The sequence below is a fragment of the Variovorax sp. Soil_C_33 genome, from assembly GCF_057656935.1.
Map to the genome: position 1 here is coordinate 465,775 of NZ_JBDGJK010000002.1, position 24,478 is coordinate 490,252.

A 24,478-nucleotide genomic window follows, 5' to 3' on the forward strand; every position below is an offset into this window, starting at 1 on the left:
GCAAAAAGCCGGCGCGTGTGTGCAATACGCACGGGCAGTGCCTTCATTCATATTTGCACTCGCGTCCCCAGTTCGACCACGAGGTTGTGGGGGAGTCGAAAGAAATCCCCGACGCTGCCGGCATTGCGTGACATCGTGGCAAACAACGCCTCGCGCCAATGCACCATTCCGGCTCCGCGTGTCGGGATCACGATCTCCCGGCTGAGGAAGTACGAAATCGCAGCCTCATCGACCTCGAGCCCTTCATTCATGCAAAGGCGCAATGCGCGCGGCACGTCGGGCTCGTCCTTGAAGCCGTAGTTCACCTGCACCCTCCAGAACCCGTCGACCAAAGGCTCCACCTTCAGGCGCTCCTGTTCTGGCACCCACGGCACCTCCTCGAAACGCACCGTGAGGATCACGTTCTGCTCGTGCAGCACCTGGTAGTGCTTGAGGTTGTGCAGCAGCGCCTGTGGCACCGTGTCAGGATTGGCCACGGCATAGACCGCGGTTCTGGGGGTGCGGCGCACATGCTCGTCGACTGCCAGCTCCCTGATGAAGGGCAACAGATCCGGATCGTCCTTTTGAATGTGTTCGATCAGCAGTTCGCGGCCACGCCGCCAGGTCGCCATCACCGCGAATATGACGCTGCCGAGGACGATCGGAAACCAACCGCCCTGCCAGAACTTGAGCGCACACGAGACCACGAGCACGGCATCGACCAACAGAAATGCGCCGGTCGCCGCCCAAGCGAGGGGCAGCGGATACCCCCATGCATGCCGGACAACGAAGAAGGTGAGCAAGGTGGTGATGAACATCGTGACCGTGACCGCAATTCCATACGCGGACGCGAGCGCAGAGGAACTTCCGAAGCCCACCATCGCGAGCAGTACCGCAACCATCACGACCCAGTTGACGAAAGGCACGTAGATCTGCCCGAATTCCTTCTCTGAGGTGTGCAGCACCTGCATGCGTGGAAGCAGGCCCAACTGGACGGCCTGCTTGGTCAGCGAATAGGCTCCGGAGATCGTGGCTTGCGACGCGATCACCGAGGCCATGGTCGCGAGCACGACGGCGGGAATCAGCAAGAAGGTCGGGAAGAGCCGGAAGAACGGGTTCTCGAGCGCGCTGGCATCGCTGAGGAGCAAGGCCCCTTGTCCCATGTAGTTGAGTGCGAGGGCCGGAAGTACGAAGGTGTTCCAGGCCAAGCGAATCGGCTTCTTGCCGAAGTGCCCCATGTCCGCGTAGAGCGCCTCCGCGCCCGTGAGCGCCAGGACGATTGCACCCATGACGACGAACAGATGCCACCCGCGCGCCTGCATGAATTCGATGGCCCGCAACGGATTGAGGGCCGCCAGGATGGCCGGATGCTCGACGATCTGCGCCACGCCGGTGATAGCGAGCACGGTGAACCACACGACGACGATGGGGCCGAACAGCTTGCCTACCGCCGCGGTGCCAAAGCGCTGGCCAAGAAACAATCCGATGATCACGGCCGTCGAGATGGGCAGCACATACGGTTTGAGCGCAGGCGTGATGGTTTCCAGTCCCTCCATCGCACCCAGGACGGATATGGCGGGCGTGATGACAGCGTCGCCGTAGAAGAGTGCTGCGCCGAGCACGCCAATCAGGAGGAGAAGCGTGTGACGCTTGGGCGTGCTCCCCGCCGCCTTCGCTGCGAGAGCGGTCAGCGCCATGATCCCGCCTTCGCCCCGGTTGTGGGCCCGCAAGATCAGCACCACGTACTTCAGCGTGACAACGACCATCAGCGCCCACAGGATCGTCGAAACAGCACCGATGACGTTCGCAGCATTGAGGGCGAGCGAATGGGCCGGGTTGAAGACCTCTTTCATCGTGTACAGCGGGCTTGTCCCGATGTCGCCATAGACGACCCCCAGCGCGCTCAGTGTGAGGATTCCGAGGCCTTGCCGAGGTGGATGCATGCGCAGATACCGTTTGTTGTCGAGACCGCGGTTATAGGCCGGCGCTCGGCATACGCTGACGGAGGGTGGAAATTTTTATACTTTCTTTACGCCCCTCCGCGCACTCTGTTTCCCGCTTTTATGCACCCGTGCGGACACTGACTGCATTGTTTCTCGATGCAGGAGTGGTGAATGGACTTCATATGGATTGCCGCCATTGCGGCACTGTGGGTCGTGATGGCCGAGGCCGTGCGCGGGCTGTGCAAGCTCGACGCACCCAAGGGGGAGCGCACATGATCGGCCTCGACGCTCTCTATGGATTCGCAGGCCTCATCGCCGTGATCCTGTTCGCCTACCTGGTGTTTGCGCTGATCTGCGCCGAGGAGTTCTGAGATGAACAGCTCGGCCTGGGGCCTGCTGGCCTTCTTTCTCGCCGTGCTGGGCCTCTTGGCCTGGCCGCTCGGCCGCTATCTGGCGGCGCTGTGCGAAGGCCGCCTGCCGCGCTGGACGCAGCGCGTCGAAGCGCTGCTCTACAAGCTCGCCGGCGTTTCGCCCGAGCAGTCGATGCACTGGCGCAGCTATGCGCTGGGCCTGCTGGCCTTTAATGCCATTGGTGCGCTCGCCGTCTATGGCCTGCAGCGGCTGCAGGCCGTGCTGCCGCTCAACCCGGCCGGCATGGGCGCCGTCTCGCCCGACTCGGCCTTCAACACCGCGGTGAGCTTCGTCTCCAACACCAACTGGCAGGGCTATGCCGGCGAATCGACGATGAGCTACCTCACGCAGATGCTGGGGCTCACGGTGCAGAACTTCCTCTCGGCCGCCACCGGCATCGCGGTGGCCTTCGCTCTGGCGCGCGGCTTTGCGGCGCGCAGCACGGACGGCAAGGGCTTTGTGGGCAACTTCTGGGTCGACGTGACCCGCATCACGGCCTGGCTGCTGCTGCCGATCTCATTCGTGATCGCGATTGTGTTCGCGGGCCAGGGCGTGATCCAGAACTTCGATGCCTACAAGACGGTCACCACCGTGGAAGCCGGCGCGAGCAGCGCCACGCAGACGCTCCCGATGGGCCCGGTCGCTTCGCAGGAAGCGATCAAGATGCTGGGCACCAATGGCGGCGGCTTCTTCAACGCGAATTCGGCGCACCCGTACGAGAACCCCACGGCGCTCTCGAACTTCGTGCAGATGATCGCGATCTTCCTGATCCCGGCCGCGCTGTGCTTCGCCTTCGGCCGCCTGGTCGGCGACCAGAGGCAGGGCTTCGCCATCCTCGCGGCGATGACCCTGATGTTCGTGCTCGCGGTGGTCGCGGTCATTCCGCCCGAGCAGGCCGGCAATCCGCTCCTGCCGCCGCTCGGCGTCGACCAGGCCGCGAGCGCATGGCAGGCCGGCGGCAACATGGAAGGCAAGGAAGTGCGCTTCGGCATCGGCGCCTCGGCGTTGTTCGCGGCCATCACCACCGCCGCTTCGTGCGGCGCGGTGATCGCCATGCACGACTCCTTCACGCCGCTGGGCGGCATGGTGCCGCTGGTGCTGATGCAGCTCGGTGAAGTGGTGTTCGGCGGCGTCGGCACCGGCCTGTACGGCATGCTGATCTTCGCGGTCCTGGCGGTGTTCATCGCCGGCCTGATGATCGGCCGCACGCCCGAGTACCTGGGCAAGAAGATCGAGGTGCACGAGATGAAACTGAGCTCGATCGCGATCCTGGTCACGCCGATCCTGGTGCTGGCCGGGACGGCCGTCGCTGTGATCGCGGGCGCCGGCAAGGCGGGCATCGCAAACCCGGGTGCCCACGGCTTCTCCGAGATCCTCTACGCGCTGAGCTCGGCCGGCAACAACAACGGCAGCGCCTTTGCCGGCCTTGCGGCCAACACGCCTTTCTACAACGCGCTGCTCGCGATCGCGATGTGGTTCGGCCGCTTCGGCGTGATCGTGCCGGTGCTCGCCATCGCCGGTTCGCTGGCCGCCAAGAAGCGCCTGCCGGTCACGGCCGGCACCATGCCCACGCACGGCCCGCTGTTCGTAACGCTCTTGATCGGCACCGTGCTGCTGGTCGGCTTGCTCAACTATGTGCCGGCACTCGCACTCGGTCCGGTCGTCGAGCACCTGATGCTTTGGAAATGAGCCCGCAGACCATGAAAAACAACGTCTCTCCTATCTCCCTGGGCGAGCCCGCCCAGGCGGCGGTCGTGATCGAAGCCAAGGCCTTGGCCAGGCAAAAAAAGCACCTCTCGCTGTTCGATGCCGCGCTGGTCAAGCCCGCGCTCTGGGGCGCCTTCGCCAAGCTGAGCCCGCGGGTGCAGTGGCGCAATCCGGTGATGTTCATCGTCTACATCGGCAGCATCCTGACGACGCTGCTGTGGGTGCATGCGCTGAGCTTCCCGGGCGACACCGGGATGCCGCCGGCCTTCGTGCTCGCGGTCTCGATCTGGCTGTGGTTCACCGTGCTGTTCGCCAATTTCGCGGAAGCGTTGGCCGAGGGCCGCAGCAAGGCGCAGGCGGCGTCGCTGCGCGGCCTGCGCAAGGACACCTGGGCCAAGAAGATGGTCGAGCCCTCACACGGCGGCAAGTGGCTGCCGCTGCAGGCACCCGAGCTGCGCCGCGGCGATGTGGTGCTGGTCGAGCCGCATGACGTGATCCCGCTGGACGGCGAGGTGATCGAAGGCGTGGCCTCGGTCGACGAGAGCGCGATCACCGGCGAATCGGCGCCCGTGGTGCGCGAATCGGGCGGCGACTTCTCGGCCGTCACCGGCGGCACGCGCGTGCTGTCCGACTGGCTGGTGGTGCGCATCACTGTCAACCCGGGCGAGTCCTTCCTGGACCGCATGATCGGCATGGTCGAAGCCGCCAAGCGCCAGAAGACACCGAACGAGATCGCGCTGACCATCCTGCTGGTGGCGCTGACGCTGGTGTTCCTGATGGTCACCGTCACGCTGCTGCCGTACTCGATCTTCAGTGTCGATGCGATGGGCGCGGGCACCGTGGTCTCGCTCACCGCGCTGGTGGCGCTGCTGGTGTGCCTGATCCCGACCACCATCGGCGGCCTGCTGTCGGCCGTCGGCGTGGCCGGCATGAGCCGCATGATGCAGGCCAACGTGATCGCCACCTCCGGCCGCGCGGTGGAAGCCGCGGGCGACGTCGACGTGCTCTTGCTCGACAAGACCGGCACCATCACGCACGGCAACCGCCAGGCGAGCGCTTTCCTGGCTTCGCCCGGCGTCCCGCAGGGCAAGCTGGCGCGCATCGCGCTGCTCGCTTCACTGCCCGACGAAACGCCCGAGGGCCGCAGCATCGTCGAGCTGGCCCGGCGCGGCGGCACCGACGACCGGGGCGTGGAAGGCGCGCACTTCGTGCCTTTCACGGCCCAGACCCGCATGAGCGGCGTCGACCTGCCGGCGGCGCCGACGAGCCTGGAGGCCGATGCGGTCCCGCTGCGCAAGGGCGCGGTCGATGCGGTGCGCCGGCATGTGGAAGCGCTCGGCGGCTCGATGGCGCCCGAGGTGCTGCGCGCCGCCGACGAGGTCGCGCGCCGCGGCAGCACGCCGCTCGCGGTGGCCGAGGGTTCGCGCGTGCTCGGCATCGTCGAGCTCAAGGACATCGTCAAGACCGGCATCCGCGAGCGCTTCGCCGAGCTGCGGGCGATGGGCATCAAGACCGTGATGATCACCGGCGACAACAAGCTCACCGCCGCCGCGATTGCGGCCGAGGCCGGCGTCGACGATTTCCTGGCCGAGGCCACGCCCGAGGACAAGCTGGCGCTGATCCGCCGCTATCAGGCCGAAGGCCGCCTGGTGGCGATGACCGGCGACGGCACCAACGACGCACCCGCGCTCGCGCAGGCCGACGTGGCCGTGGCCATGGGCACCGGCACCCAGGCCGCCAAGGAGGCCGGCAACATGGTGGACCTTGACTCGAACCCGACCAAGCTGCTCGAAGTGGTCGAGACCGGCAAGGCCCTGCTGATGACGCGCGGCTCGCTCACCACCTTCTCGATCGCCAACGACGTGGCGAAGTACTTCGCCATCATCCCGGCGATCTTCGTCTCGACCTACCCGCAGCTCGGTGCGCTCAACGTGATGCGGCTCGCGAGCCCCTCGTCGGCCATCCTGTCGGCGGTGATCTTCAATGCGCTCGTCATCGTGTTCCTGATCCCGCTCGCGCTGAAGGGCGTGCGCTACCGGCCGGTGGGCGCCGCGGCGCTCCTGCGCCGCAACCTCGCGATCTACGGCCTGGGCGGCCTGGTCGTGCCCTTCATCGGCATCAAGCTCATCGACTGGCTGCTGGTCGCCGTGCATCTCGTCTGAGGACCCCATCACCATGACAAGCATTCTTCGTCCCGCGCTCGTGCTCTTCGTACTGCTGAGTGCGCTCACCGGCGTCGTCTACCCGCTGGCCGTGACCGGCGCCGCGCAGTCGGTGTTTCCGGCGCAGGCCACCGGCAGCCTGGTCGTGCGCGACGGCAAGACCGTCGGTTCCACGCTGATCGGGCAGAACTTCAGCGACCCGAAGCATTTCTGGGGCCGCCCGTCGGCCACCGCGCCGATGCCCTACAACGCGGGCGCATCCGGCGGCTCCAACCAGGGGCCGCTCAATCCCGCGCTGACCGATGCGGTCAAGGGCCGCATCGAGGCGCTGCACGCGGCCGACCAGGGCAACACGCAGCCGGTGCCGGTGGACCTGGTCACGGCCTCGGCCAGCGGGCTCGACCCGCACATCAGCCCGGCCGCGGCCCGCTACCAGGCGGCGCGCGTGGCGCGCCTGCGCGGCATGCCGGCCGAGCATGTGGCCCAGCTGATCGAGGACCACACCGAGACGCCGCTGTGGGGCCTGCTCGGCGAAGCGCGCGTGAACGTGCTTCAGCTCAATCTGGCCCTCGACACCGCACGCTGAGCAAGGAGCATCCGCCATGCCCGATGAGCTGCTCCATGCGCTGTGCGCGCTCGCGGCCTTCTTCATCCCGATGGGCTTCGCTTGGTTCATGGTGTCGCGCACCGCGCGGCGGCACGCCCGTCGCGATGGTCGCAAGGAGCGGTCGATGCGATAACCTGCAATGCACCCCATGAACGAGATCGCACGCCCCGACCCCGACGCACTGCTGGCCCAGCTGCGTGCCGACGAGGAGCGCGCACGGCGCGGCAAGCTGCGCATCTACTTCGGCGCCAGCGCCGGTGTCGGCAAGACCTGGGCCATGCTGAGCGCCGCGCAGCGCGAGCGCGCGGCCGGCCGCGACGTGGTGATCGGCGTGGTCGAAACGCACGGCCGCAGCGAGACCGCGGCGCTGTTGGCCGGCCTCGAAACGCTGCCGTTGCGCGACCTGCCTTACCGCGGCCGCCTGCTGGCCGAATTCGATCTCGACGCCGCGCTCGCGCGCAAGCCCGCCGTGCTGCTGGTCGACGAACTCGCGCATTCCAACGCGCCGGGTTCGCGCCACGCCAAGCGTTGGCAGGACGTGCAGGAATTGCAGGCTGCGGGCATCGAGGTCTGGTCAGCGCTCAACGTGCAGCATCTGGAAAGCCTCAACGGCACGGTCGGCGCGATCACCGGCGTGCGCGTGCACGAGACCGTGCCCGACACGGTGCTCGACGAGGCCGACGAGGTGGTGCTGGTCGACGTCACCGCGGACGAACTCAGCGCGCGGCTGGCGGCCGGCAAGGTCTATATGCCGCAGCAGGCCGATCGCGCGGCGCAGAACTTCTTCCGCAAGGGCAACCTCATCGCGCTGCGCGAGATCGCCTTGCGCCGCACCGCCGAGCACGTGGAAGACGACGTGCGCGGCTGGCGCATCGAGCAGTCCGGCCGCGAGGGCGAGGTCGGACCGCCGGCCTGGAACACCTCGGGTGCGCTTCTCGCCTGCGTCGGCCCGCACGAGGGTGCGGGCCAGACCGTGCGCACCGCGGCGCGCCTGGCCGGCCAGCTCAACGTGCGCTGGCATGCGGCGTACGTCGAAACCCCGCGCCTGCAGCGGCTCGCTGCGCCGCAGCGCGACCGCATCCTCGGAGTGCTCAAGCTGGCGGAGGAGCTGGGCGCCGAAACGGCGGTGCTGACGGGCGTCGACGTTGCCGAGGAACTCGCCGCGCAGGCCCAGCGGCTGAATTGCGCGACGCTGGTGGTGGGCCGCGCCGAGCCGGCGCGCGGCTGGCAGCGCTGGTGGCCGCGGCGCGTACTCAGGCGCGAGCTCGCGCGCCATGCGCCGGGCATCGACATCGTCGAGGTCGCGCGCGCCGACAGCGCGCGCCGCATCTCTCATTTGCGCCCCGGCGGCCGCCGCGGTGATCCCGAGGTGGAGGACAGCGACCGCCCACATGCACGCTGGCCCGGCTATGCCTGGGCGGCTGCCAGCAGCGTCGCGATCACGCTGCTCGCCGCGCCGCTGGTCGGCGTGCTGGAGCTGGCCAACATCGTGATGCTGTTCCTGCTCGGCGTGGTCGGGGTCGCGATGCGCTTCGGGCGCGGGCCGGCCGCCCTCGCCGCGCTGCTCAACGTGGCGGCCTTCGACTTCTTCTTCGTCGCGCCGCACTTCTCCTTCGCGGTCAGCGATGCGCAGTACCTCGTGACCTTCGCCGTCATGCTCGGCGTCGGCCTCCTGGTCGGCCAGCTCACCGCGGGCCTGCGCTTCGCGGCCGGCGTCTCGACCAGCCGCGAGCGGCGCGCGCAGTCGCTGTTCGAGCTCACGCGCGAGCTCTCGGCGGCGCTCGAAACGAAGCAGGTCGCGGCGCTCGGCGCGGCCGCGGTGCAAGGCCACTTCGGCGGCCATGCGCTGGTGCTGGTGCCCGACGCATCCGACCGCCTGGTGATGCCCGCGGCGCCGCCGGCCGGCTTCGATGCCAGCGTGGCGGACTGGACCTTCCGCCAAGGCCAGCCGGCCGGCCTCGCGACCGCCACGCTGGCCGCGCAGCCCTGGCATTACGTGCCGCTCAAGGCGCCGATGCGCGTGCGCGGCGTGCTCGCGCTCGAGCCGGCGCAGCCGCGCTGGCTGATGATCCCCGAGCAGGCGCAGCAGCTCGACACGCTGGCGCGGCAGATCGCGATCGCGCTGGAGCGGGTTCACTACGTCGACGTGGCGCAGCAGGCGGTGGTCGAGATGGAATCGGAGCGCCTGCGCAACGCGCTGCTCGGCGCGATCTCGCATGACGTGCGCACGCCGCTTACCGCGCTGATCGCGCTGGCCGAATCGCTGCAGGCGCTGCCGGAGGCGCCCGGCGATCAGCGCCGCATCGTGCGCGCCATCGTCGCGCAGGCGCACCAGTTGCATGCGCTGGTCAGCAACCTGCTGGACATGGCGCGGCTCGAAAGCGGCATCGCCGGCGGCGCGGTCAACCTCCGGCGCGAGTGGCAGTCGGTGGAGGAAGTGGTGGGCTCCGCCATCCGCGCCGCGCGGCCCGCGCTCGGCGACATGGCGGTGCAGACCGCGCTGCCGGCGGATCTGCCGCTGGTCGAGTTCGATGCGGTGCTGATCGAGCGCGTGCTGGTCAACCTCCTCGAGAACGCGGTGAAGTACGGCGAGCCGCCGATCGAGGTCGGCGCGCGCGCCACCGAGCGCGCGCTGGTGCTCAGCGTGCGCGACCACGGCCCGGGACTGCCGGCCGCGCTCAAGGGCCGCGAGCAGACGCTGTTCGACAAGTTCACGCGCGGCCAGGCCGAATCGGCCACGCCGGGCGTCGGGCTCGGCCTCGCGATCTGCAAGGCGGTGGTCAGCGCCCACGGCGGCGAAATCGCGGCGGCCGATGCGTCCGGCGGCGGGGCAGAATTCACCGTCACGCTGCCGCGCCGGGAACCACCCGAGCCGCTGGAATCGAGCGACATCTGAACCCATGCCCAACCCCACCGCCATCGTGATCGAGGACGAGCCGCAGATCCGCCGCTTCGTGCGCGGCGCGCTGGAGGCCGAGGGCTGGCAGGTGCACGAGGCCGCGACGCTGCGCGAGGGCCTGGCGGCGGCCGGCACGCGCCAGCCCGACCTGCTGGTGCTCGACCTCGGGCTGCCCGACGGCGACGGCGTCTCGCTGATCCGCGACGTGCGCGGCTGGTCGGGCGTGCCGATCATCGTGCTGTCGGCGCGCAGCGACGAAGCCGACAAGGTTGCCGCGCTCGATGCCGGCGCCGACGACTACCTGACCAAGCCCTTCGGCACCGGCGAGCTGCTGGCCCGCGTGCGCGCCAACCTGCGCCGGCCGCGCACCGCCAACGGCGGCGAAGATCTCGAGCCGGTGTTCCGCTTCGGCGAGGTCGAGGTCGACCGCACGGCGCGGCTGGTGCGGCGCGCCGGCGCGGAGGTGCACCTCACGCCCACCGAGTACCGGCTGCTCTCGGTGCTGGTCGCCAATGCCGGCCGCGTGCTCACGCAGCGCCAGCTGCTGCGCGAGGTGTGGGGCCCCTCGCACGGCGAGCAGAGCCACTACCTGCGCATCTACATGGGCCATCTGCGGCAGAAGCTCGAAGCCGATCCGGCGCAGCCGCGCCATCTGCTGACCGAGACCGCCGTCGGCTACCGCCTGATGCCGTGACAATCGCCGGATGACCGACGCGCCCGCCCTCTCACGCCTCAACAAACGCATGGCCGAACTCGGCCTGTGCTCGCGCCGCGAAGCCGACGACTGGATCGCGCGGGGCTGGGTCAAGGTCAACGGCCGGGTGGCCGAGATGGGCGTCAAGGTCGGGCCGGCCGACCGCATCGAGGTCGACAGGAAGGCGCAGAACCAGCAGCAGCAGCAGGTCACGATCCTCTTGAATAAGCCGATGGGCTATGTGAGCGGCCAGGCCGAGGACGGGCACGAGCCGGCCGTGATGCTGATCAACCCCCGCAGCCACTGGCGCGAGGACCCGAGCAACCGCTTCTCGCCGCCGCAGCTGCGCGGCCTGGCGCCGGCTGGGCGGCTCGACATCGATTCGGTGGGCCTCCTGGTGCTCACGCAGGACGGCCGCGTCGCGCGCCAGCTGATCGGCGAAGACTCGGAGATGGAGAAGGAATACCTGGTGCGCGTTTCCTATGGGCCGGTGGCGCAGAACTCGCAGGCCGCGTTCCCGCGCGAGCAGCTCGCGCGCCTGCGCCATGGCCTGAGCCTGGACGGCCAGCCGCTCAAGCCGGCGCAGGTCGAATGGCAGAACCCCGAGCAGCTGCGCTTCGTGCTGACCGAGGGCAAAAAGCGCCAGATCCGGCGCATGTGCGAGCTGGTCGGGCTCAAGGTCGTGGGCCTGAAGCGCATCCGCATCGGCCGCGTGGTGCTGGGCAACCTGCCGGTGGGGCAGTGGCGCTACCTGGGGCCGCACGAGCGTTTTTAGGGCCTCATGACGGGCTAAGAAACCCGGAGTAGCCTTCGTTGGTTTCGCGATTGAACAAGGAGGCCCCGTGCGTGCGCTGCTGGTGGAAGATGACGAGATGATCGGCAGCAGCCTGATGCATGCCCTCGAGGGAGCGGGCTGGTCGGTCGACTGGGTGCGCGACGGCGCGCTGGCCCAGAGCGCCTTTGCCGACGGCGGCTACACCTGCGTGCTGCTCGACCTCGGCCTGCCCAAGCAGGACGGCACCGAAGTGCTGCGCCGCGCGCGCGAGCGCGGCGACACCACGCCGGTCGTGGTGCTCACCGCGCGCGACGGTCTCGAAGACCGCATCCAGGGCCTGGACCTGGGCGCCGACGACTACCTGCTCAAGCCCTTCGAGTTCCGCGAGCTGCTGGCGCGCATGCGCGCCGTGATCCGGCGCCGCGACGGCGCCGCGCATTCGGTGATCGGCAGCGCCGGGCTGCAGTTGGACCTGACCACGCGCGAAGTGCTGCGCAACGGCACGCGCGAAGCGCTGACGGCGCGCGAGTTCGCGCTGCTGCACGCACTGCTGGAACGCCCCGGCGCGATCCTCTCGCGCGAGCAGCTGGAAAACCGCATCTACGGCTGGGGCGAAGAAGTCACGAGCAACGCGGTCGACGTGCTGATCCACGGCATGCGGCGCAAGCTCGGGCCCGAGGCGATCCGCAATGTGCGCGGGCTCGGATGGCGGGTGGCGCCGGCATGAGAAAACTCAAGAACCCCGACTGCCCCTGGTACAGGCCCCACTCGCTGCGCGGCAAGCTGCTGCTGTGGCTGGTGTCGCTGCACCTGATCGCGGCCGGCGCGGCGGCCTGGACCTCGTACATGAGCTACGGCCGCATGGTCCACACCTTCATGGACGACCAGATGCAGCTGCTGGCCAATTCCTACGCGGCCAACGACAGCACGCCGGACCTGCAGCCGCTCGGCGACCAGAGCGTCTTCAAGTGGGGCGCCTTCATCGTCCAGATATGGAGTCCCGACGGCCGCCTGCTCGCGAGCTCGTGGCCCAAGCTCGCCGTGCCGCTGCAGGCCGAGCCCGGCCTGCGCGACGTGCGCACCGGTACCCGCCACGACGATGTCTGGCGCGTCTACACCGCGGCGCCGGGCGCGCGGGCCGGGCAGTCCCGCGTGCAGATCGCGCAGAGCGGCAGCTTCCTGCACCACGAGGTGAAGCACCGCGCCCTGTTCGCGGCCCTGCCGATCGTGCTCTTGCTGCCCGTCTCGCTGGCGGTGCTGTGGCTCGTGGTGTGGCTCACCTCGTACTCGCTGCATGCGGTGGCGCGCGAAGTGGCGGCGCAGGACGAGCGCAGCCTGTCGGAGCTCTCGCTCGCGCGCGTGCCGGACGAGATCGCGCCGCTGGTGAGCGCCTTCAACAGCCTGCTCGCCAGGCTGCGCGAAGCCTTCGCGACGCAGCGCCGCTTCGTGCAGGACGCCGCGCACGAGCTGCGCACGCCGGTCGCCGCCATCGGGCTGCAGCTCGAGAACCTGCGCGCGCACGTGCCGCCAGGCGATGCGTCCGAGCGCTTTGCGCAGCTCGAGGCCGGCGTCACGCGCGCCCAGCACCTGATCGAGCAGCTGCTGCGCCTGTCGCGCCAGGAGAGCGCGGCGCCAGCCGCGGCGCCGGAGCAGGTCGACGTGGCGGCGCTGCTGCGCGAGAGCCTGGGCCAGCTGATGGTGGTGGCCGATCGGCGCCGCATCGACGTCGGCTTCGACGGCGAGGTGGCGCCCGTGGTCACCGCCCCGGCCGCCGAGCTGCGCAGCGTGTTCGACAACCTGATCGACAACGCGCTGCGCCACGCGCCCGTAGGCGGCGTGGTCGACGTGCGGCTGCACGAGGTGCAGGGCCAGCCGGTGGTCGACGTGGTCGACAACGGGCCGGGCATCCCGGAGGAATTCATGGCCCGCGTCTTCGACCGCTTCTTCCGCGTGCCAGGCACTTCCGTCGGTGGCAGCGGCCTCGGCCTCGCGATCGCGCGCACCGCGGCCCTGCGCAACGGCCTGCGCATTGCACTCAGCAACCGCAGCGACGACGAGCGCGGCAGCACCGGGCTGGTGGCGCGCGTGTACCTGGGCGGCTGAGCTTTGCCATGCTGAAGACCCTGAAAGACCTGTTCGATGCGCTGCGGCCGCCGGAGGCCGCCGACTCGGCGCAAGACCAGCAGCACCTGCTGCAGCTGGCCACGGCCGTGCTGCTGGTGGAGGTGATGCGCGCCGAGCCCGAACTCGGGGCGGCCGAGCGGCGCGCCGTCATCGCCGCGCTGCGCGACAAGTTCGCGCTGGCCGACGACGAGATCCAGCGCCTGTTGGAGCTCGCCGAGCAGACTGCCCGGACCGCAACAGACCTCTTCAGCTTCACCTCGAGGATCAACGAGTCCTTCGAGATGGAACAGAAGCTGCGCATGATCGAGCACATGTGGCGTGTTGCCTATGCCGACGGCACCCTGGGCGCGCACGAGAACCACTTGATGCGCAAGGTCGCCGACCTGCTCTACATCCCGCACGGCGCCTACGTGCACGCCAAGATGAGGGCGCAGCAGGCGGCCGGCGAAGGCTAGGGTCACATCCATCACCCCCGCGCCGGGGCCTCCTTTCGGCTAGTGCTTCCGGTGAATGCTTTCGTACTCTGTGCGCAGTAGAGTGGGCGCTCACGACTGGGGGTCCTCCGTGATCACACTCGACATGCGCACCATGCCCGGCCCGGTGGCGGGCTTCGGCGCACACGACACGCAGGCGCCGGCCTGGGACGCGCCTGCCCGCGACACCGCACACACCCTGCCCGAGGGCACGCGGCTGCTCGACTACGAGATCGTCGGCCCCATCGGCGAGGGCGGCTTCGGCATCGTCTACCTGGCCTGGGACCATGTGCGCGAGCAGCATGTCGCGATCAAGGAATACCTGCCGGCCGTCCTGGCGTCGCGCGCCAGCGCCTCGCCCGGCGTGGTGCTCAAGTCGCAGCGCCACGGCGACAGCTTCCGCGTCGGCATGCGCAGCTTCGTCCACGAGGCGCGGATCCTGGCGCGCTTCGATCATCCGGCGCTGGTCAGGGTGCTGCACTTCTGGGAGGGCAACGGCACGGCCTACATGGTGATGCCGTACTACGCGGGCCCGACGCTCGCGCGCGCGCTGGCCGAGCTGGGCCGTGCGCCCGACGAGGACGAAATCCTCGGCTGGCTGCACCCGTTGCTCGATGCCCTCGGAACCATGCATGCACTGAGCTGCTTCCATCGCGACATCGCGCCCGACAACATCCTGCTCACCGACGACGGTCCCGTGCTGCTGGATTTCGGCGCCGCGCGGCGCGTGGTCGACGGCATGGGCGCGTCGCCGACCGTGGTGTTCAAGCCCGGTTTCGCGCCCATCGAGCAGTGCGGCGACGGCGCCTCGATGAAGCAGGGCGCATGGACCGACCTGTATGCGCTGGCCGGCGTGGTGTACATGGCGATCAGCGGGCGGCCGCCGGTCCCCTCCATCGAGCGCCTGATGGGCACGCCGCTGCAGCCGCTGTCCGAGCTCGCGCGCGGCCGCTACAGCGTGCCCTTCCTGGCTGCCATCGATGCCGCGATGGCGCTGCACCCGCACAACCGGCCGCAAAGCGTGGCCGAGTTCCGGGCGCAGCTGGGCGATGCGAAGGCCAGGTCTGCGCATCCGGCGCCGCAACCGGCGACGCGCCGCGGCAGCAGGATCCAGGTCGCTGCGCTGGCGGCGACGATGCTGCTGGTCGGCCTGGCCGCTGCCGGCTACTACCGCTTCGGCGATTCGGCAAGCACGGCACCGCAGGCCTCGCTGGCGGCCTCGCCCGCGAGCCTGCCGCAAGCGAGCGCCGCGCCGGCAAAGCCCGTGCGGGCCGGTCCCCGGCCGGCGGCGCCGGAGGCACCGGCGCCCGCGATCGCGGCATCGCCGCCGGTCCCGCGCGGCATTTCGCAAGAGCCGTCCGATGCGGCCCAAGCCGCGCTGCGCGCGTTGGGCATCCAGCCGGCGCCGACGCCGACCCCGGCCCCGACCATGGAGGCGAGCGTGTCCATCGAGCCCGCACCTCCGGCGCCGCGCGAGATACGTCGCGAGGTGCGCCGTGAAGCTCGGCGCAGCACGCGGCGCGAGACGCCGGCAGCGACACCCGAACCGGCGCTCGAGCAAGCCGCGCGGCCGGCCCCGGCACAGATCGCCCGAACCGAAGCCGTGCCGCAGGACGACCGCTGCGCCGAGATTCTTCAACGGGCCTCGCTCGGACCCCTGCTGCCCGGCGAGGCCGCCCTGCTGAGAAGAGGATGCGAATGAACACCACGACCTTCGCTCGCTGGCTGCCGGCCATGCTCAGCTCCGGCGCCGTGCTGATCGCCTGGGGGCTGGCCGGTTGCGCCGCGCCTCCGGCCGCGCCGGCCAAGGGCGAGGTGCCCTTCGAACAGGCCGTCGCGCAGGCCACTGACGGCCTCGTCGCGCAGACGCAGAAGCAGCCGGCCTTCATCGCCAGGATGGGCGCCAAGCGCGGCGTGGTGATCGACCCCATGATCGACGCCGGCAGCGCCCAGCAGACCGTGGCCACCCAGCTGCTGCAGGATCGGGTCAGCGAGCGCATGGGCTCGAAGCACGACGCGATCGAGATCCTGCCCTTCCAAAGCGCGAACCTGGGCAAGGCCCGCTACCTGCTCACCGGCACCATGACGCGGCTGTCGGTCAGCGAGGCGCGCAGCCCGCTGCGCATCGATCTGGCCCTGACCGAGCTGGCCACCGGCATCGTGGCCGCCCAGTCCTCGGCCGTGGCGCGCGACGACGGCCTGGACCACACGCCGCTGCCCTACGACCGCGACACGCCCGTGCCCACCAAGGACCTGGTCGTCGAGAGCTACGTGCGTACCACCGCCACGCCGCCCGGCCAGCGTGCGGACCCGTACTACCTCGAGCGCCTCGCGGTGGCGCCGCTGATCAAGGAGGCCACCACGCACTACAACGCCCAGCGCTACGAGGAGGCGCTGACCCGGTACAGCGCCGCCGGCGCAACGTCCAACGGCGAACAGCTGCGCGTGCTCAACGGCATCTACCTGAGTTCGGCGAAGCTGGGCCGCGCGGCCGAGGCCGAGCAGGCCTTCGGCAAGATCGTCGCCTACGGCATCGCCAACCGGCAGCTCGGGGTGAAGTTCCTGTTCAATCCCGGCGGCACGGTGTTCTGGTCGGACGCCAAGATCAGCAGTCCCTACGCCATGTGGCTGCGCGAGATCGCCAAAGCGAGCGCCGATGCCAGGGTCTGCATGGACATCGTCGGCCACACCAGCCGCACCGGCTCGGTGGCGTTCAACGACACGCTATCGATGCAGCGCGCGCGCTACATCCGCCAGCGGCTGGTCGGCGAATCCACCGCGCTGGGCGAGCGAACCATGCCCAGCGGCAAGGGCTTCCGCGAGAACATCATCGGCAGCGGCACCGACGACGCGGTCGATGCGCTGGACCGCCGGGTCGAATTCAGGATCGTGGGCTGCGGTTGATGCGCAGCGCGGGCGGGCCGCCGGCTAGGCGCGCGGCAAGATCAGCCGGAACGCACTGCCCCGCCCCGGCGGAGACTCGAGCAGCACCCTGCCGCCGTGGCGTTGCGCCACGGTCTTGACGAAGGCCAGCCCGAGTCCCGCTCCGTCGATGTTCGCCGTGGCACTTCCCCGAATGAACGGTTCGAACAACCGAGTCCGGAGTTCTTCGGCGATGCCGGGTCCTTCGTCCTTCACCAGCACGGCCCATGCGCGCGGCAGCGATTCGACCGCGCAGGTGATCGACGAGCCCGCCGGCGAGAACTTGAGCGCGTTGCCCAGGAGGTTGTTGATCGCGCGGGCCATGAGCTCGCGGTTGACCAGGCTGTAGGCCTCCTCCGGCGACGGCGCCATCGTCACGCGGATCCGGTGCCGGCGCGTCGCTTCCCATGCGTCGTCCACGCATTCGAGCAGCACATCCACCAGGTTGCAGCGTTCGAAGTGGTAGCTGTAGGACTGGGCACGCACCAGCTGCGTGAAGTCGTCCGCCAGGCCCAGGGCCTTCTTCGCGTGACGCTCGATGCGCTCGTGGAACTGCTCCTGCGGCATCGCGGAGGGGTTCTGCCGCTGCAGGCTCAGCAGCGTGAGGACGGAGGCCAGCGGTGCGCGCATGTCATGGCTGAGGAAGCGCATGGCGTGGTCGCGCTGGCGCTGCGCCTGGCGGATCTCGGTCACGTCGACGAGCGAAAGAATCCAGCCCAGGTGCTCGCCGGTGCCGCTGAACGAAGGCGCCCGCTTGACCAGCAGGTCGCGCTCGCGGCCATCGTGCGCCGCGGTGCTGCCCACCGTGGGTGGGCCGGCAAAGATCGCCGGAAGCACGATGGGTTGGCGATCCGCCTGCGACAGCACGTCGTTCATCAGGGTCGCGGCCTGCGCGCCTTGCAGCAGCTCGCCCGAGGCGACCTCGAAGTGCCGCGCCGCAGCGGCGTTGGCCAGCAGCACGGTCCCTTTCCTGTCGCATACGAGCGTCGCGTCGGGCAGGGCTTCCAGGCTGTCGCTCACGAAGCGGTGCAGGTTGCTCAGTTGCTCGGCGACCTGCCGCAACGCATGGATGCGGCGGCCCAGGAAGTCGCCCGAAGCGGCCGCGCTGCCTGTCGCGGCCAGCGTGCGGCCCTTGCCGTGCAGGCGGCTGAACTCGTCCATGAGGTAACGCGTGGCGGCGTCGAGCTTCCTCCAACTCCACAAGGCATAGCTCGCGCCCAGGGCGAGCATCCCCGAAGCCGGACCGAACTGCAGGCCGAAGCCCGCAGCAGCGGCCGCCGCCGCGGGCAGCGCCACCATCAGCCCGAGGGTCAGCAGCAGCGCGGGCAGCGGGCCGATGAAGGCCATGCCCATCAGGGCCAGCAGCGCGGGAATGGCGTTGAGGGTTGCGCCGAGCCATGCAGGCAGCGAGGTGATGCTGCGTTGGCTCTCCAGGCTGTCGAGCACGTTGGCAGAAAACTCCACTCCGGACATCAGCTTCGAGCGCCGCGCCGAGACGGGCGTGGCGTAGACCTCGCCGATTCCGGCGGCGGTGGCGCCGATCAGCACGTACTTGCCCTTGAACGTTCCCGGGGCGACGCTGCCGTCCAGCACGTCGACGTAGGACACCTGCGGGAAATGACCCGGCCGTCCGGCGAAGGGCACGATCATCTTGCGCGAACGGTGCCAGGTGGAGACGGCGTCCTGGCCTGCTGTTTCAGCGTCGGGCTCGCGTTCTGCGGGAACTTCTGCGTGTTCAGGCCCGGCCGCGCCGGCCGTGTGCATGGCGACGCTGAAATGGTCCCAGGCACGCTCGCCGAAGCCCTCGCGCAAGTACACGCCCCGCGCCACGCCGTCGTCGTCGACCGCGATGTGCACGTGCCCCAGGCGTCTTGCATGGCGCTTCAGCGCGGGGATCGGCTCGACGACGAAGGGCGCCCCGTTCAGGCTTTGCATCATCAGCGGCAGCACCACCTTCCCGCTGCGCGACAGGGCGGCGGCGAGCGCTGCGTCGTCCCCGGGGAAGCGCTCGTCCGCCTCGGTCAGCAGCACGTCCAATCCGATCGCCAGCGGCGCGTCCTTGTCGATGCGGTCGATCAGCTCGGCGTGGAAGGATCGCCGCCACGGCCATCGTCCCAGGGCGGCAATGCTCTTGTCGTCGATGCCGACGATGACCACGTCGCCGCGATCGACCTCGCGCTCCTGCATGAACATCAGCGTGTCCTGGAGCAGCCGGTTCGGTCCCTGCAGCCACCCGGATCGCTCCAACGCGAACACCAGGCCGATGGCGATGATCGAGAGCGTCAGCCATTCGACCCAGCGCGAGGGCAGGCGAAGACGTGCAGTGATGGGCTTGCTGGACACGACGTTACTGGCGGCCGACCGGACTGCCGCCCGCATCGCGGACGGCGGCGCCGCTGGCGTCGCGCAGCACCGCCTCGATCCGCACGACCTGCGGCGGGGAAAAACTGCCGGCCTCGCCTTCGGGGGTGATCGCCTGGATCCGCACGTGGTAGTTGCCCGGCGGCAGGTCCGCCAGACGCAGGGAGGCCTCGGACCGCGTGTCGGCATGCACGAGATCGGCGAAGCCGCCGTCACGCGCGACCTGCACGAGGTAGCGGTAGCCCGGCTGGGCGGACCAGTACAGCTGCAGCGTTGCGTCGTCGCTGCTCACCTTGGGCGGGGGGGCCGCCGGAGGCGGCTCGACCATCTCGAAGGCCCGGCTGCCGCTGAAGGGGCCCTGGTCCTGCGTGCCGTCGGGCGCCACGCCCACGGATGCCACGCGCCAGAAGTAGCGACCCGGCGCCAGCGTGGCCGAACGCCGGCATTCGGTGAGTGCCGCATCGTCGACCCATAGCGCCTGGAAGCCCTCGTCGCTCGCGACCTGCAGCCTGAAGCGGTGGACGCCGGCCGGCTGCGCGCAGCTGAACTCGACCGCGCTGCCGACGATTCTTTCTCCGGGCGCGGGGCGCTGGGAGAGCGGTGCCACCGGACGCGCCTTGACCCGCAGCGTGCGCGTGCTCTCGCGGCTCGACAGCCCCCAATCGTCCACGGCACGCGCGCCGACCATGTAGCTGCCGTCCTCGAGGCCGGCGAACTGCAGCTCGCCGCCCGCGGACACGCCGTTGCGCACGACCTGCTCCAGCGCCGGGTCCGTGGAGATCCGGACACGGTAGGCCGCAATGCCCGCGACGGCGGGCAGCGGCAGGCGGACGAAATCGATGTCGGTCACCGTGTCCGGCAGCCCCGCCAGGTCGGGCGCTTGCGGCAAGGTGCGCACCGGCCCCATCACGCCAGCGCTGCTCACGCGGGCGCCCTGTCCCTCGCGAAGCCGGTGCTGCCGGATGCCGCGCCCGCCAGGAGGGCGGCGGCCTCTCAGGTCGATGTTGCCCTGTGTGACCTCGCCGGTGACTGCGGCGTCGGCCTGGATGGCAACGCCGAACTCGGTGCCGCGCACGCTGGCCACCGCCAGCGGTGTCCGGATCTCGAAGCGGCTCGCCTTGTTGCGCTGCGGTTGCGCCGATGCGTCCACGCGGCCCGCCTCCAGCTGGATGAGCGTGTCGCTGGCCTGCGAGGCGTCCTGCCGCCGCACGCTGACCAGGCGGACCCGGGAATTGGCGGGTATGCGCACCGTCGAGCCGTCGCTCATCTGAAGCCGCACGTAGCCGTCGGCGCCCACCTCGATGCGCGTGCCTTCCGCCAGCCGTGCGCCCGGCTGCAGCGGCTGCGCCTGGACGTCTGGCGCAGCAAGCTGGCGAACGCTGCCCGTGACATGGCGCACTGTCGCAAAGGTCGGGGCGAAGCTCAGCAGCGCGGCGGGAATGCGCACCCGGGTGCCCGGTGCGATCCGATGCGGATTTGCAATCCCGTTGTGGTTGCGCAATTGAAGCCAGCGATCGGCGCGGCCCGTGTAGCGCTCGGCAAGACCGAAGAGCGTTTCGCCGGGCTGCACCGCATGCACCAGATCCGGCGACGAAGCCGGAGCCTGCGCGAGCGCCAACGCGGCATGCAGCGCCAGGTGAACGCCGACCGACCAGCGCGCGAAGCGCGCGCCTGCCCGACGGCTTGCGGCACCCGCCGCAGGCTCAGGCCGCGCTGCTCTCATCGCTCGCGATCGTCTCGAATCGATAGCCCTGCCCGTAGATCGAGGCCAGGCGGTAGCCGCTTTCCGGTCGCAAGCCGAGCACCTTGCGCACACGCGAGATGTGCGTGTCCAGGGAGCGCGACATCAGCTCGGTTCCCGGCGGATTGCTCGCGCCCCAGATCGTCTCCAGCAGGTGCTGCCGCGAAATCAGGCGCCCCGAGTTGCGAAACAGGAACAGGGCGAGATCGAACTCCTTCTGCGTCAGCGCAACAGGTCTGCCGTCGATCTCCAGTTGGCGGTTGGCAAGCACGAAGCGGTAGCGTCCCCAGACCTGCTCTTCCGGCTGCGCGTCCAGGTAGGCGCGCCGCAGCAGCGCACGCACGCGGGCGGCCAGTTCGCCGACACGCATGGGCTTGACCATGAAGTCGTCCGCTCCCGCCGCCAGTCCCTCGACGATGTCGCGCTCTTCATGGCGGTTGGTCACGAAAAGAATGGGGATGCGGTCCTGCAGATTGGCCCGGACCCAGCGCACGATCTCCGGTCCGGTGATGTCGGGCAGGTGCCAATCCAGGACGAGAAGATCGAAGGTCTCGCGCTGCAGCTCGCGGCGCAATGCGGCGCCTTCGGCGAACACATGGCAGTCATGCCCGATCGCCTGCAACGTGCACTTGACGAGGTCCAACTGATCGACGTCGTCGTCCAGTGCCGCAACTCGCATTTTCTTCTTCGACCTTCCAGTGAGCGCCCGGCGCCGACTGCCGGCTTCGTGAGGCAACGAAGTGTACGGGGCCTCCAGGGCAGGCCAGGGCAGGGAATGTCAAGCAATGTCAATTCGCTCTCGGTTTTCACCAAAAAAGACGCATACACGGCGCGGAGCTCGCGCTGCGGGGCCAGCTTGCGCGCGGCAATTCTCATGCATTGTCAAGTCGATTGCCGAGCGCGAATCGCGTCACTACATTCGCGCTCCACACGCATCGCGGCCCCAGTGCGCTCAGCACCGAAACCTGCCTGCCACAATCTCGACACAACGCATGAACCACTCATACAGAACGCCAAACGGGTCGTATCCGCAACCCATCGAACTGCTGCGCCGGCTGGCGAACGCGCGACTGCCTGTTCATGTCGTGGACCACGACGAGATCGAGACCTTGAGGATCCTGAAGCTGGGCGGCTCGATCAAGGCAGCCATTCCCGACGCTGAGCGAGTGCCGGGCGGACTTGACTCCTCGCATGGGCAGCTGCCTGCGACGGTCGACGAAATCACGCGAGTGGGACGCAGCCTGCTCGATCTTTTTGCAAGCCGCGGGACGCTGACGCATTCGGGCGCGCATTGCCTCTGAGCGCCAATCCAATGTCAACAAGTCCTTCCATGATGAGCATCTTCAATCAGCCGGTTGTCTCCCGTCGGCCAACCACGACGATGGACCTCCTGAAAATGGCGCTCGAAAAAGACAACCTGCGCGTGTGGGCGCGAAAGCTCGGCCTGTCGGAAGAGGCGCTGCGCACCGCACGCAGCAGGGGCCGGCTCTCGCCCGTGATTGCGGGTGCGCTGGCCGAAGATCTTCAGCAGGATCCTGCGCAATGGATCGTCATCGCGGCGCTCGAAACCGAGCGCGAAAGCGCATGTAAGACCCGGATGGTCCAGCGCTTCTCGGCCACGGAATCATGGCCGTCTCTTCGTGAACCGCAGGCGGCGATGAAGCCTTGATCGGCTGGCCGCATGCAGAGAAGGGCCGCAGGACTCGGCTAACCCTCGCCTAATTCTTCCCTAACGATCGGCTCAATCTGCCTGCCTAGAGTGAACCCCGGGTCAGCCGTGATGCATGCCGCATGCGGCGCGAGACCCGCCAGTCATCCCAGTCCCTGGAGTTCACCACCATGCAAGCAGCCTCCCTGAAGTTTCTCGCCGTCACTGTCTTCAGCGCCCTCGCCGCGCTGGGCTCGATCGCCGCCCAGGCCGAAAGCTACGACGGCGTGCACACCCACGCCTCGAGCCTGAGCCGCGCCGATGTGGATGCGGAAGCGATTCGCACCGCCGCCGCCCCCAACCAGAACGTGGTGCGCGGTTCGCGCGGCGCGGAACCCTTCAAGGCGGTCGCCGACCGTTCCGCCGTGGCGAAGGAAGCGATGCGCGCAGCCTACGCGCCGGACCAGAACGTGTCTTCCGGTTCGCGCGTCAACAGCAAGGTGATCTCGACGATGCGCAATCCGCTGGATCAGCGCACCGCGGCCGGCGCCGGCAGGCTCTGATTGGCAGCGCCCATCCACCGGGCGCGGCCGCTTGCCGCCGCGCTGTTCTTCCTCCTGATCGCCTTCATGACCACCCTCGGATTGAGCGCCTGCGGCACCGCCCGCCATGCCGAATCACCGCAGTTCCGCGACGGCAGTTTTCGCAACCCCGTGACGCCCCAGACCGTCGGCTGGCGCGAGATGCCCAGGGTCCTCTGGCGCTTCATGTTCGACAAGCCGGCCGAGGCCTCGCCCGCCGCGCCGCTGCCCGTGGCCAGCCTCACGCGCGAGCAGCTGCTGGCCGCGCCCGACCAGACGCTGGTGCGTCTCGGGCACTCGACCGTGCTGATGAAGCTGCAAGGCGCCTTCTGGCTGACCGACCCGGTGTTCTCCGAGCGCGCCTCGCCGGTGCAGTGGGCCGGGCCGAAGCGCTTTCATCCGCCGCCGATCGCTATCGACGATCTGCCGCCGATCCGGGGCGTGGTGCTGTCGCACGACCACTACGACCATCTGGACCGCGCCGCGATCCTGCAACTGGCGGCAAGAGTCGATCATTTCCTGGCGCCGCTGGGCGTCGGCGACCTGCTCGTCGGATGGGGCGTGGATCCGGCCAAGGTCCGCCAGCTGGACTGGTGGCAATCCACCACGGTGGACGGCATCCGCTTCGTCGCCACGCCGGCGCAGCATTTCTCGGGGCGCGGCCTGTTCGACGGCAACGCGACCTTGTGGGCCTCGTGGGTCATCGAGGCGCCGTCGTTCAAGCTGTTCTTCAGCGGCGACGGCGGCTACTTCGACGGCTTCAAGGCGATCGGCGAGAAGTACGGGCCCTTCGACGTCACGCTGATCGAGTGCGGCGCCTACGACCGCCAATGGTCCGGCGTCCATATGCAGCCCGAAGAGACGCTGCAGGCCCACCTGGACCTGCGCGGCAAGCGGCTGCTGCCGGTGCACAACGGCACCTTCGACCTGGCGCTGCACGACTGGCACGACCCGCTGGCGCGCATCACCGCCCTCGCCGCGGCGCGCGGCGTGGACCTGATGACGCCCGGGATCGGGCAGGCGGTCGACATGAAGGCGCCGCCGGTGGCGACCGCCTGGTGGGCGCGAGCCGACTGAGGAACGCCCAAGTCATGTCGCAAGCGAACTGGGACCGCAGCACGATCGGCCGCGCGGGCCGTTTCGAAGGCAAGCTGATCGTCGTCGACGGCGGTGCCTCGGGTATCGGCCGCGCCGTGGGGGCTGCTTTCGCGGTCGAAGGCGGCCGGGTGATCTTCTGCGGCGGTGGCGAAGCGCCGGGGCCCGAGATCGAGGCCGCCCTGCGCGCGGCCGGCGGCGAGGCGCTCTGCGTGCGCGCCGACGTGCTGAGGGAAGACGCGCTCAAGGCCTTCGTCGAGCGAGGTCAGCTTGTTCTAAGCGTGGCTTCCTAGAGTCCTCGAAGGTCGATCCGGCGCAGCGCATGTCGCACCGCGGCGATCGGCCATTCTTGTCGA

General features: G+C 69.3%; 22 protein-coding genes. 18 read left to right on the plus strand and 4 right to left on the minus strand.

All coding sequences use genetic code 11. From position 1 onward, the window contains the following. Positions 1-47: 47 nt before the first annotated feature. Positions 48-1,922: a potassium transporter Kup gene (locus AC3A6B_RS05170; protein WP_487835687.1), complete on the minus strand. Its 1,875-nt coding sequence runs from the start codon at positions 1,920-1,922 to the stop codon at positions 48-50. A gap of 272 nt (positions 1,923-2,194) precedes the next feature. Here AC3A6B_RS05170 and kdpF point away from each other — a divergent pair, with 272 nt between their 5' ends. The 13 genes from kdpF (at position 2,195) to AC3A6B_RS05235 (ending at position 16,678) form a co-directional block, all read left to right on the plus strand. Next, entirely contained in the window at positions 2,195-2,293 is a 99-nt protein-coding gene (kdpF, locus tag AC3A6B_RS05175) for a K(+)-transporting ATPase subunit F (protein WP_436315237.1), read from the plus strand. A 1-nt stretch (position 2,294) separates the two neighbouring features. Next, positions 2,295-4,022: a potassium-transporting ATPase subunit KdpA gene (kdpA, locus tag AC3A6B_RS05180; protein WP_487835688.1), complete on the plus strand. Its 1,728-nt coding sequence runs from the start codon at positions 2,295-2,297 to the stop codon at positions 4,020-4,022. Positions 4,023-4,033: 11 nt separating this feature from the next. Continuing rightward, a complete protein-coding gene (kdpB, locus tag AC3A6B_RS05185) occupies positions 4,034-6,202 on the plus strand; it encodes a potassium-transporting ATPase subunit KdpB (protein WP_487835689.1) in 2,169 nt (722 codons plus the stop codon). 13 nt (positions 6,203-6,215) lie between these two features. Next, complete coding sequence (gene kdpC / locus AC3A6B_RS05190; protein WP_487835690.1) at positions 6,216-6,788, plus strand: potassium-transporting ATPase subunit KdpC; 573 nt, start codon at positions 6,216-6,218, stop codon at positions 6,786-6,788. A gap of 16 nt (positions 6,789-6,804) precedes the next feature. Continuing rightward, entirely contained in the window at positions 6,805-6,942 is a 138-nt protein-coding gene (locus AC3A6B_RS05195) for a hypothetical protein (RefSeq protein ID WP_487835691.1), read from the plus strand. A gap of 15 nt (positions 6,943-6,957) precedes the next feature. Continuing rightward, entirely contained in the window at positions 6,958-9,705 is a 2,748-nt protein-coding gene (locus AC3A6B_RS05200; RefSeq protein WP_487835692.1) for a DUF4118 domain-containing protein, read from the plus strand. Between the two features lie 4 nt (positions 9,706-9,709). Next, the gene (gene kdpE, locus AC3A6B_RS05205) at positions 9,710-10,402 is read left to right on the plus strand and encodes a two-component system response regulator KdpE (protein ID WP_487835693.1); all 693 of its coding nucleotides are present in this window, start codon (positions 9,710-9,712) and stop codon (positions 10,400-10,402) included. 10 nt (positions 10,403-10,412) lie between these two features. Continuing rightward, positions 10,413-11,177 carry a pseudouridine synthase gene (locus tag AC3A6B_RS05210; protein WP_487835694.1) on the plus strand — a complete coding sequence of 255 codons (765 nt, stop codon included), beginning with the start codon at positions 10,413-10,415 and terminating at the stop codon, positions 11,175-11,177. Between the two features lie 67 nt (positions 11,178-11,244). After that, positions 11,245-11,904 carry a response regulator transcription factor gene (locus AC3A6B_RS05215; RefSeq protein ID WP_487835695.1) on the plus strand — a complete coding sequence of 220 codons (660 nt, stop codon included), beginning with the start codon at positions 11,245-11,247 and terminating at the stop codon, positions 11,902-11,904. Beyond that, positions 11,901-13,280, plus strand: coding sequence for a sensor histidine kinase (locus AC3A6B_RS05220; protein ID WP_487835696.1), 1,380 nt, complete (start codon positions 11,901-11,903; stop codon positions 13,278-13,280). The genes AC3A6B_RS05215 and AC3A6B_RS05220 overlap by 4 nt, the downstream gene beginning before the upstream one ends. Before the next feature lie 8 nt (positions 13,281-13,288). Beyond that, positions 13,289-13,756: a tellurite resistance TerB family protein gene (locus AC3A6B_RS05225; RefSeq protein ID WP_487835697.1), complete on the plus strand. Its 468-nt coding sequence runs from the start codon at positions 13,289-13,291 to the stop codon at positions 13,754-13,756. 109 nt (positions 13,757-13,865) lie between these two features. Next, positions 13,866-15,476: a serine/threonine protein kinase gene (locus AC3A6B_RS05230; protein ID WP_487835698.1), complete on the plus strand. Its 1,611-nt coding sequence runs from the start codon at positions 13,866-13,868 to the stop codon at positions 15,474-15,476. After that, positions 15,473-16,678, plus strand: coding sequence for an OmpA family protein (locus AC3A6B_RS05235; protein WP_487835699.1), 1,206 nt, complete (start codon positions 15,473-15,475; stop codon positions 16,676-16,678). The genes AC3A6B_RS05230 and AC3A6B_RS05235 overlap by 4 nt, the downstream gene beginning before the upstream one ends. Positions 16,679-16,702: 24 nt before the next feature. On the opposite strand, the gene AC3A6B_RS05240 is transcribed toward AC3A6B_RS05235, so the two are convergent. Genes AC3A6B_RS05240 through AC3A6B_RS05250 form a run of 3 tightly spaced genes read right to left on the minus strand, consistent with a single transcriptional unit; the run spans position 16,703 to position 21,477 of the window. Next, positions 16,703-19,039, minus strand: coding sequence for a CHASE2 domain-containing protein (locus AC3A6B_RS05240; RefSeq protein WP_487835700.1), 2,337 nt, complete (start codon positions 19,037-19,039; stop codon positions 16,703-16,705). Positions 19,040-19,043: 4 nt separating this feature from the next. Further along, positions 19,044-20,780, minus strand: a complete 1,737-nt coding sequence (locus AC3A6B_RS05245; RefSeq protein ID WP_487835701.1) for a FecR family protein — start codon at positions 20,778-20,780, stop codon at positions 19,044-19,046. Then, entirely contained in the window at positions 20,761-21,477 is a 717-nt protein-coding gene (locus AC3A6B_RS05250) for a response regulator transcription factor (RefSeq protein WP_487835702.1), read from the minus strand. Before AC3A6B_RS05250 ends, AC3A6B_RS05245 begins: the two co-directional genes overlap by 20 nt. 313 nt (positions 21,478-21,790) lie before the next feature. Here AC3A6B_RS05250 and AC3A6B_RS05255 point away from each other — a divergent pair, with 313 nt between their 5' ends. From AC3A6B_RS05255 to AC3A6B_RS05275, 5 genes are all read left to right on the plus strand, one after another. Next, positions 21,791-22,099, plus strand: a complete 309-nt coding sequence (locus tag AC3A6B_RS05255) for a hypothetical protein (protein WP_487835703.1) — start codon at positions 21,791-21,793, stop codon at positions 22,097-22,099. 29 nt (positions 22,100-22,128) lie between these two features. After that, complete coding sequence (locus tag AC3A6B_RS05260; protein WP_487835704.1) at positions 22,129-22,467, plus strand: hypothetical protein; 339 nt, start codon at positions 22,129-22,131, stop codon at positions 22,465-22,467. A 122-nt stretch (positions 22,468-22,589) separates the two neighbouring features. Next, positions 22,590-23,009 (plus strand): DUF4148 domain-containing protein, encoded by a 420-nt coding sequence (locus tag AC3A6B_RS05265; RefSeq protein ID WP_487835705.1) that lies wholly within the window; start codon positions 22,590-22,592, stop codon positions 23,007-23,009. 66 nt (positions 23,010-23,075) lie between these two features. Continuing rightward, positions 23,076-24,104 carry an MBL fold metallo-hydrolase gene (locus tag AC3A6B_RS05270; protein WP_487835723.1) on the plus strand — a complete coding sequence of 343 codons (1,029 nt, stop codon included), beginning with the start codon at positions 23,076-23,078 and terminating at the stop codon, positions 24,102-24,104. Positions 24,105-24,118: 14 nt separating this feature from the next. Further along, positions 24,119-24,415 (plus strand): SDR family NAD(P)-dependent oxidoreductase, encoded by a 297-nt coding sequence (locus AC3A6B_RS05275; RefSeq protein ID WP_487835706.1) that lies wholly within the window; start codon positions 24,119-24,121, stop codon positions 24,413-24,415. The last annotated feature ends 63 nt before the right edge of the window (positions 24,416-24,478 follow it).

Coding starts and splice junctions, on each gene's coding strand:
- AC3A6B_RS05275 (WP_487835706.1), top strand. CDS start 24,119: ATGTCGCAAGCGAACTGGGACCGCAGCACGATCGGCCGCGCGGGCCGT.
- kdpE (WP_487835693.1), top strand. CDS start 9,710: ATGCCCAACCCCACCGCCATCGTGATCGAGGACGAGCCGCAGATCCGC.
- AC3A6B_RS05265 (WP_487835705.1), top strand. CDS start 22,590: ATGCGGCGCGAGACCCGCCAGTCATCCCAGTCCCTGGAGTTCACCACC.
- AC3A6B_RS05200 (WP_487835692.1), top strand. CDS start 6,958: ATGAACGAGATCGCACGCCCCGACCCCGACGCACTGCTGGCCCAGCTG.
- AC3A6B_RS05210 (WP_487835694.1), top strand. CDS start 10,413: ATGACCGACGCGCCCGCCCTCTCACGCCTCAACAAACGCATGGCCGAA.
- AC3A6B_RS05195 (WP_487835691.1), top strand. CDS start 6,805: ATGCCCGATGAGCTGCTCCATGCGCTGTGCGCGCTCGCGGCCTTCTTC.
- kdpB (WP_487835689.1), top strand. CDS start 4,034: ATGAAAAACAACGTCTCTCCTATCTCCCTGGGCGAGCCCGCCCAGGCG.
- kdpF (WP_436315237.1), top strand. CDS start 2,195: ATGATCGGCCTCGACGCTCTCTATGGATTCGCAGGCCTCATCGCCGTG.
- AC3A6B_RS05225 (WP_487835697.1), top strand. CDS start 13,289: ATGCTGAAGACCCTGAAAGACCTGTTCGATGCGCTGCGGCCGCCGGAG.
- AC3A6B_RS05270 (WP_487835723.1), top strand. CDS start 23,076: ATGACCACCCTCGGATTGAGCGCCTGCGGCACCGCCCGCCATGCCGAA.
- AC3A6B_RS05250 (WP_487835702.1), bottom strand. CDS start 21,477: ATGCGAGTTGCGGCACTGGACGACGACGTCGATCAGTTGGACCTCGTC.
- kdpA (WP_487835688.1), top strand. CDS start 2,295: ATGAACAGCTCGGCCTGGGGCCTGCTGGCCTTCTTTCTCGCCGTGCTG.
- AC3A6B_RS05260 (WP_487835704.1), top strand. CDS start 22,129: ATGATGAGCATCTTCAATCAGCCGGTTGTCTCCCGTCGGCCAACCACG.
- AC3A6B_RS05170 (WP_487835687.1), bottom strand. CDS start 1,922: ATGCATCCACCTCGGCAAGGCCTCGGAATCCTCACACTGAGCGCGCTG.
- AC3A6B_RS05245 (WP_487835701.1), bottom strand. CDS start 20,780: ATGAGAGCAGCGCGGCCTGAGCCTGCGGCGGGTGCCGCAAGCCGTCGG.
- AC3A6B_RS05220 (WP_487835696.1), top strand. CDS start 11,901: ATGAGAAAACTCAAGAACCCCGACTGCCCCTGGTACAGGCCCCACTCG.
- AC3A6B_RS05235 (WP_487835699.1), top strand. CDS start 15,473: ATGAACACCACGACCTTCGCTCGCTGGCTGCCGGCCATGCTCAGCTCC.
- kdpC (WP_487835690.1), top strand. CDS start 6,216: ATGACAAGCATTCTTCGTCCCGCGCTCGTGCTCTTCGTACTGCTGAGT.
- AC3A6B_RS05255 (WP_487835703.1), top strand. CDS start 21,791: ATGAACCACTCATACAGAACGCCAAACGGGTCGTATCCGCAACCCATC.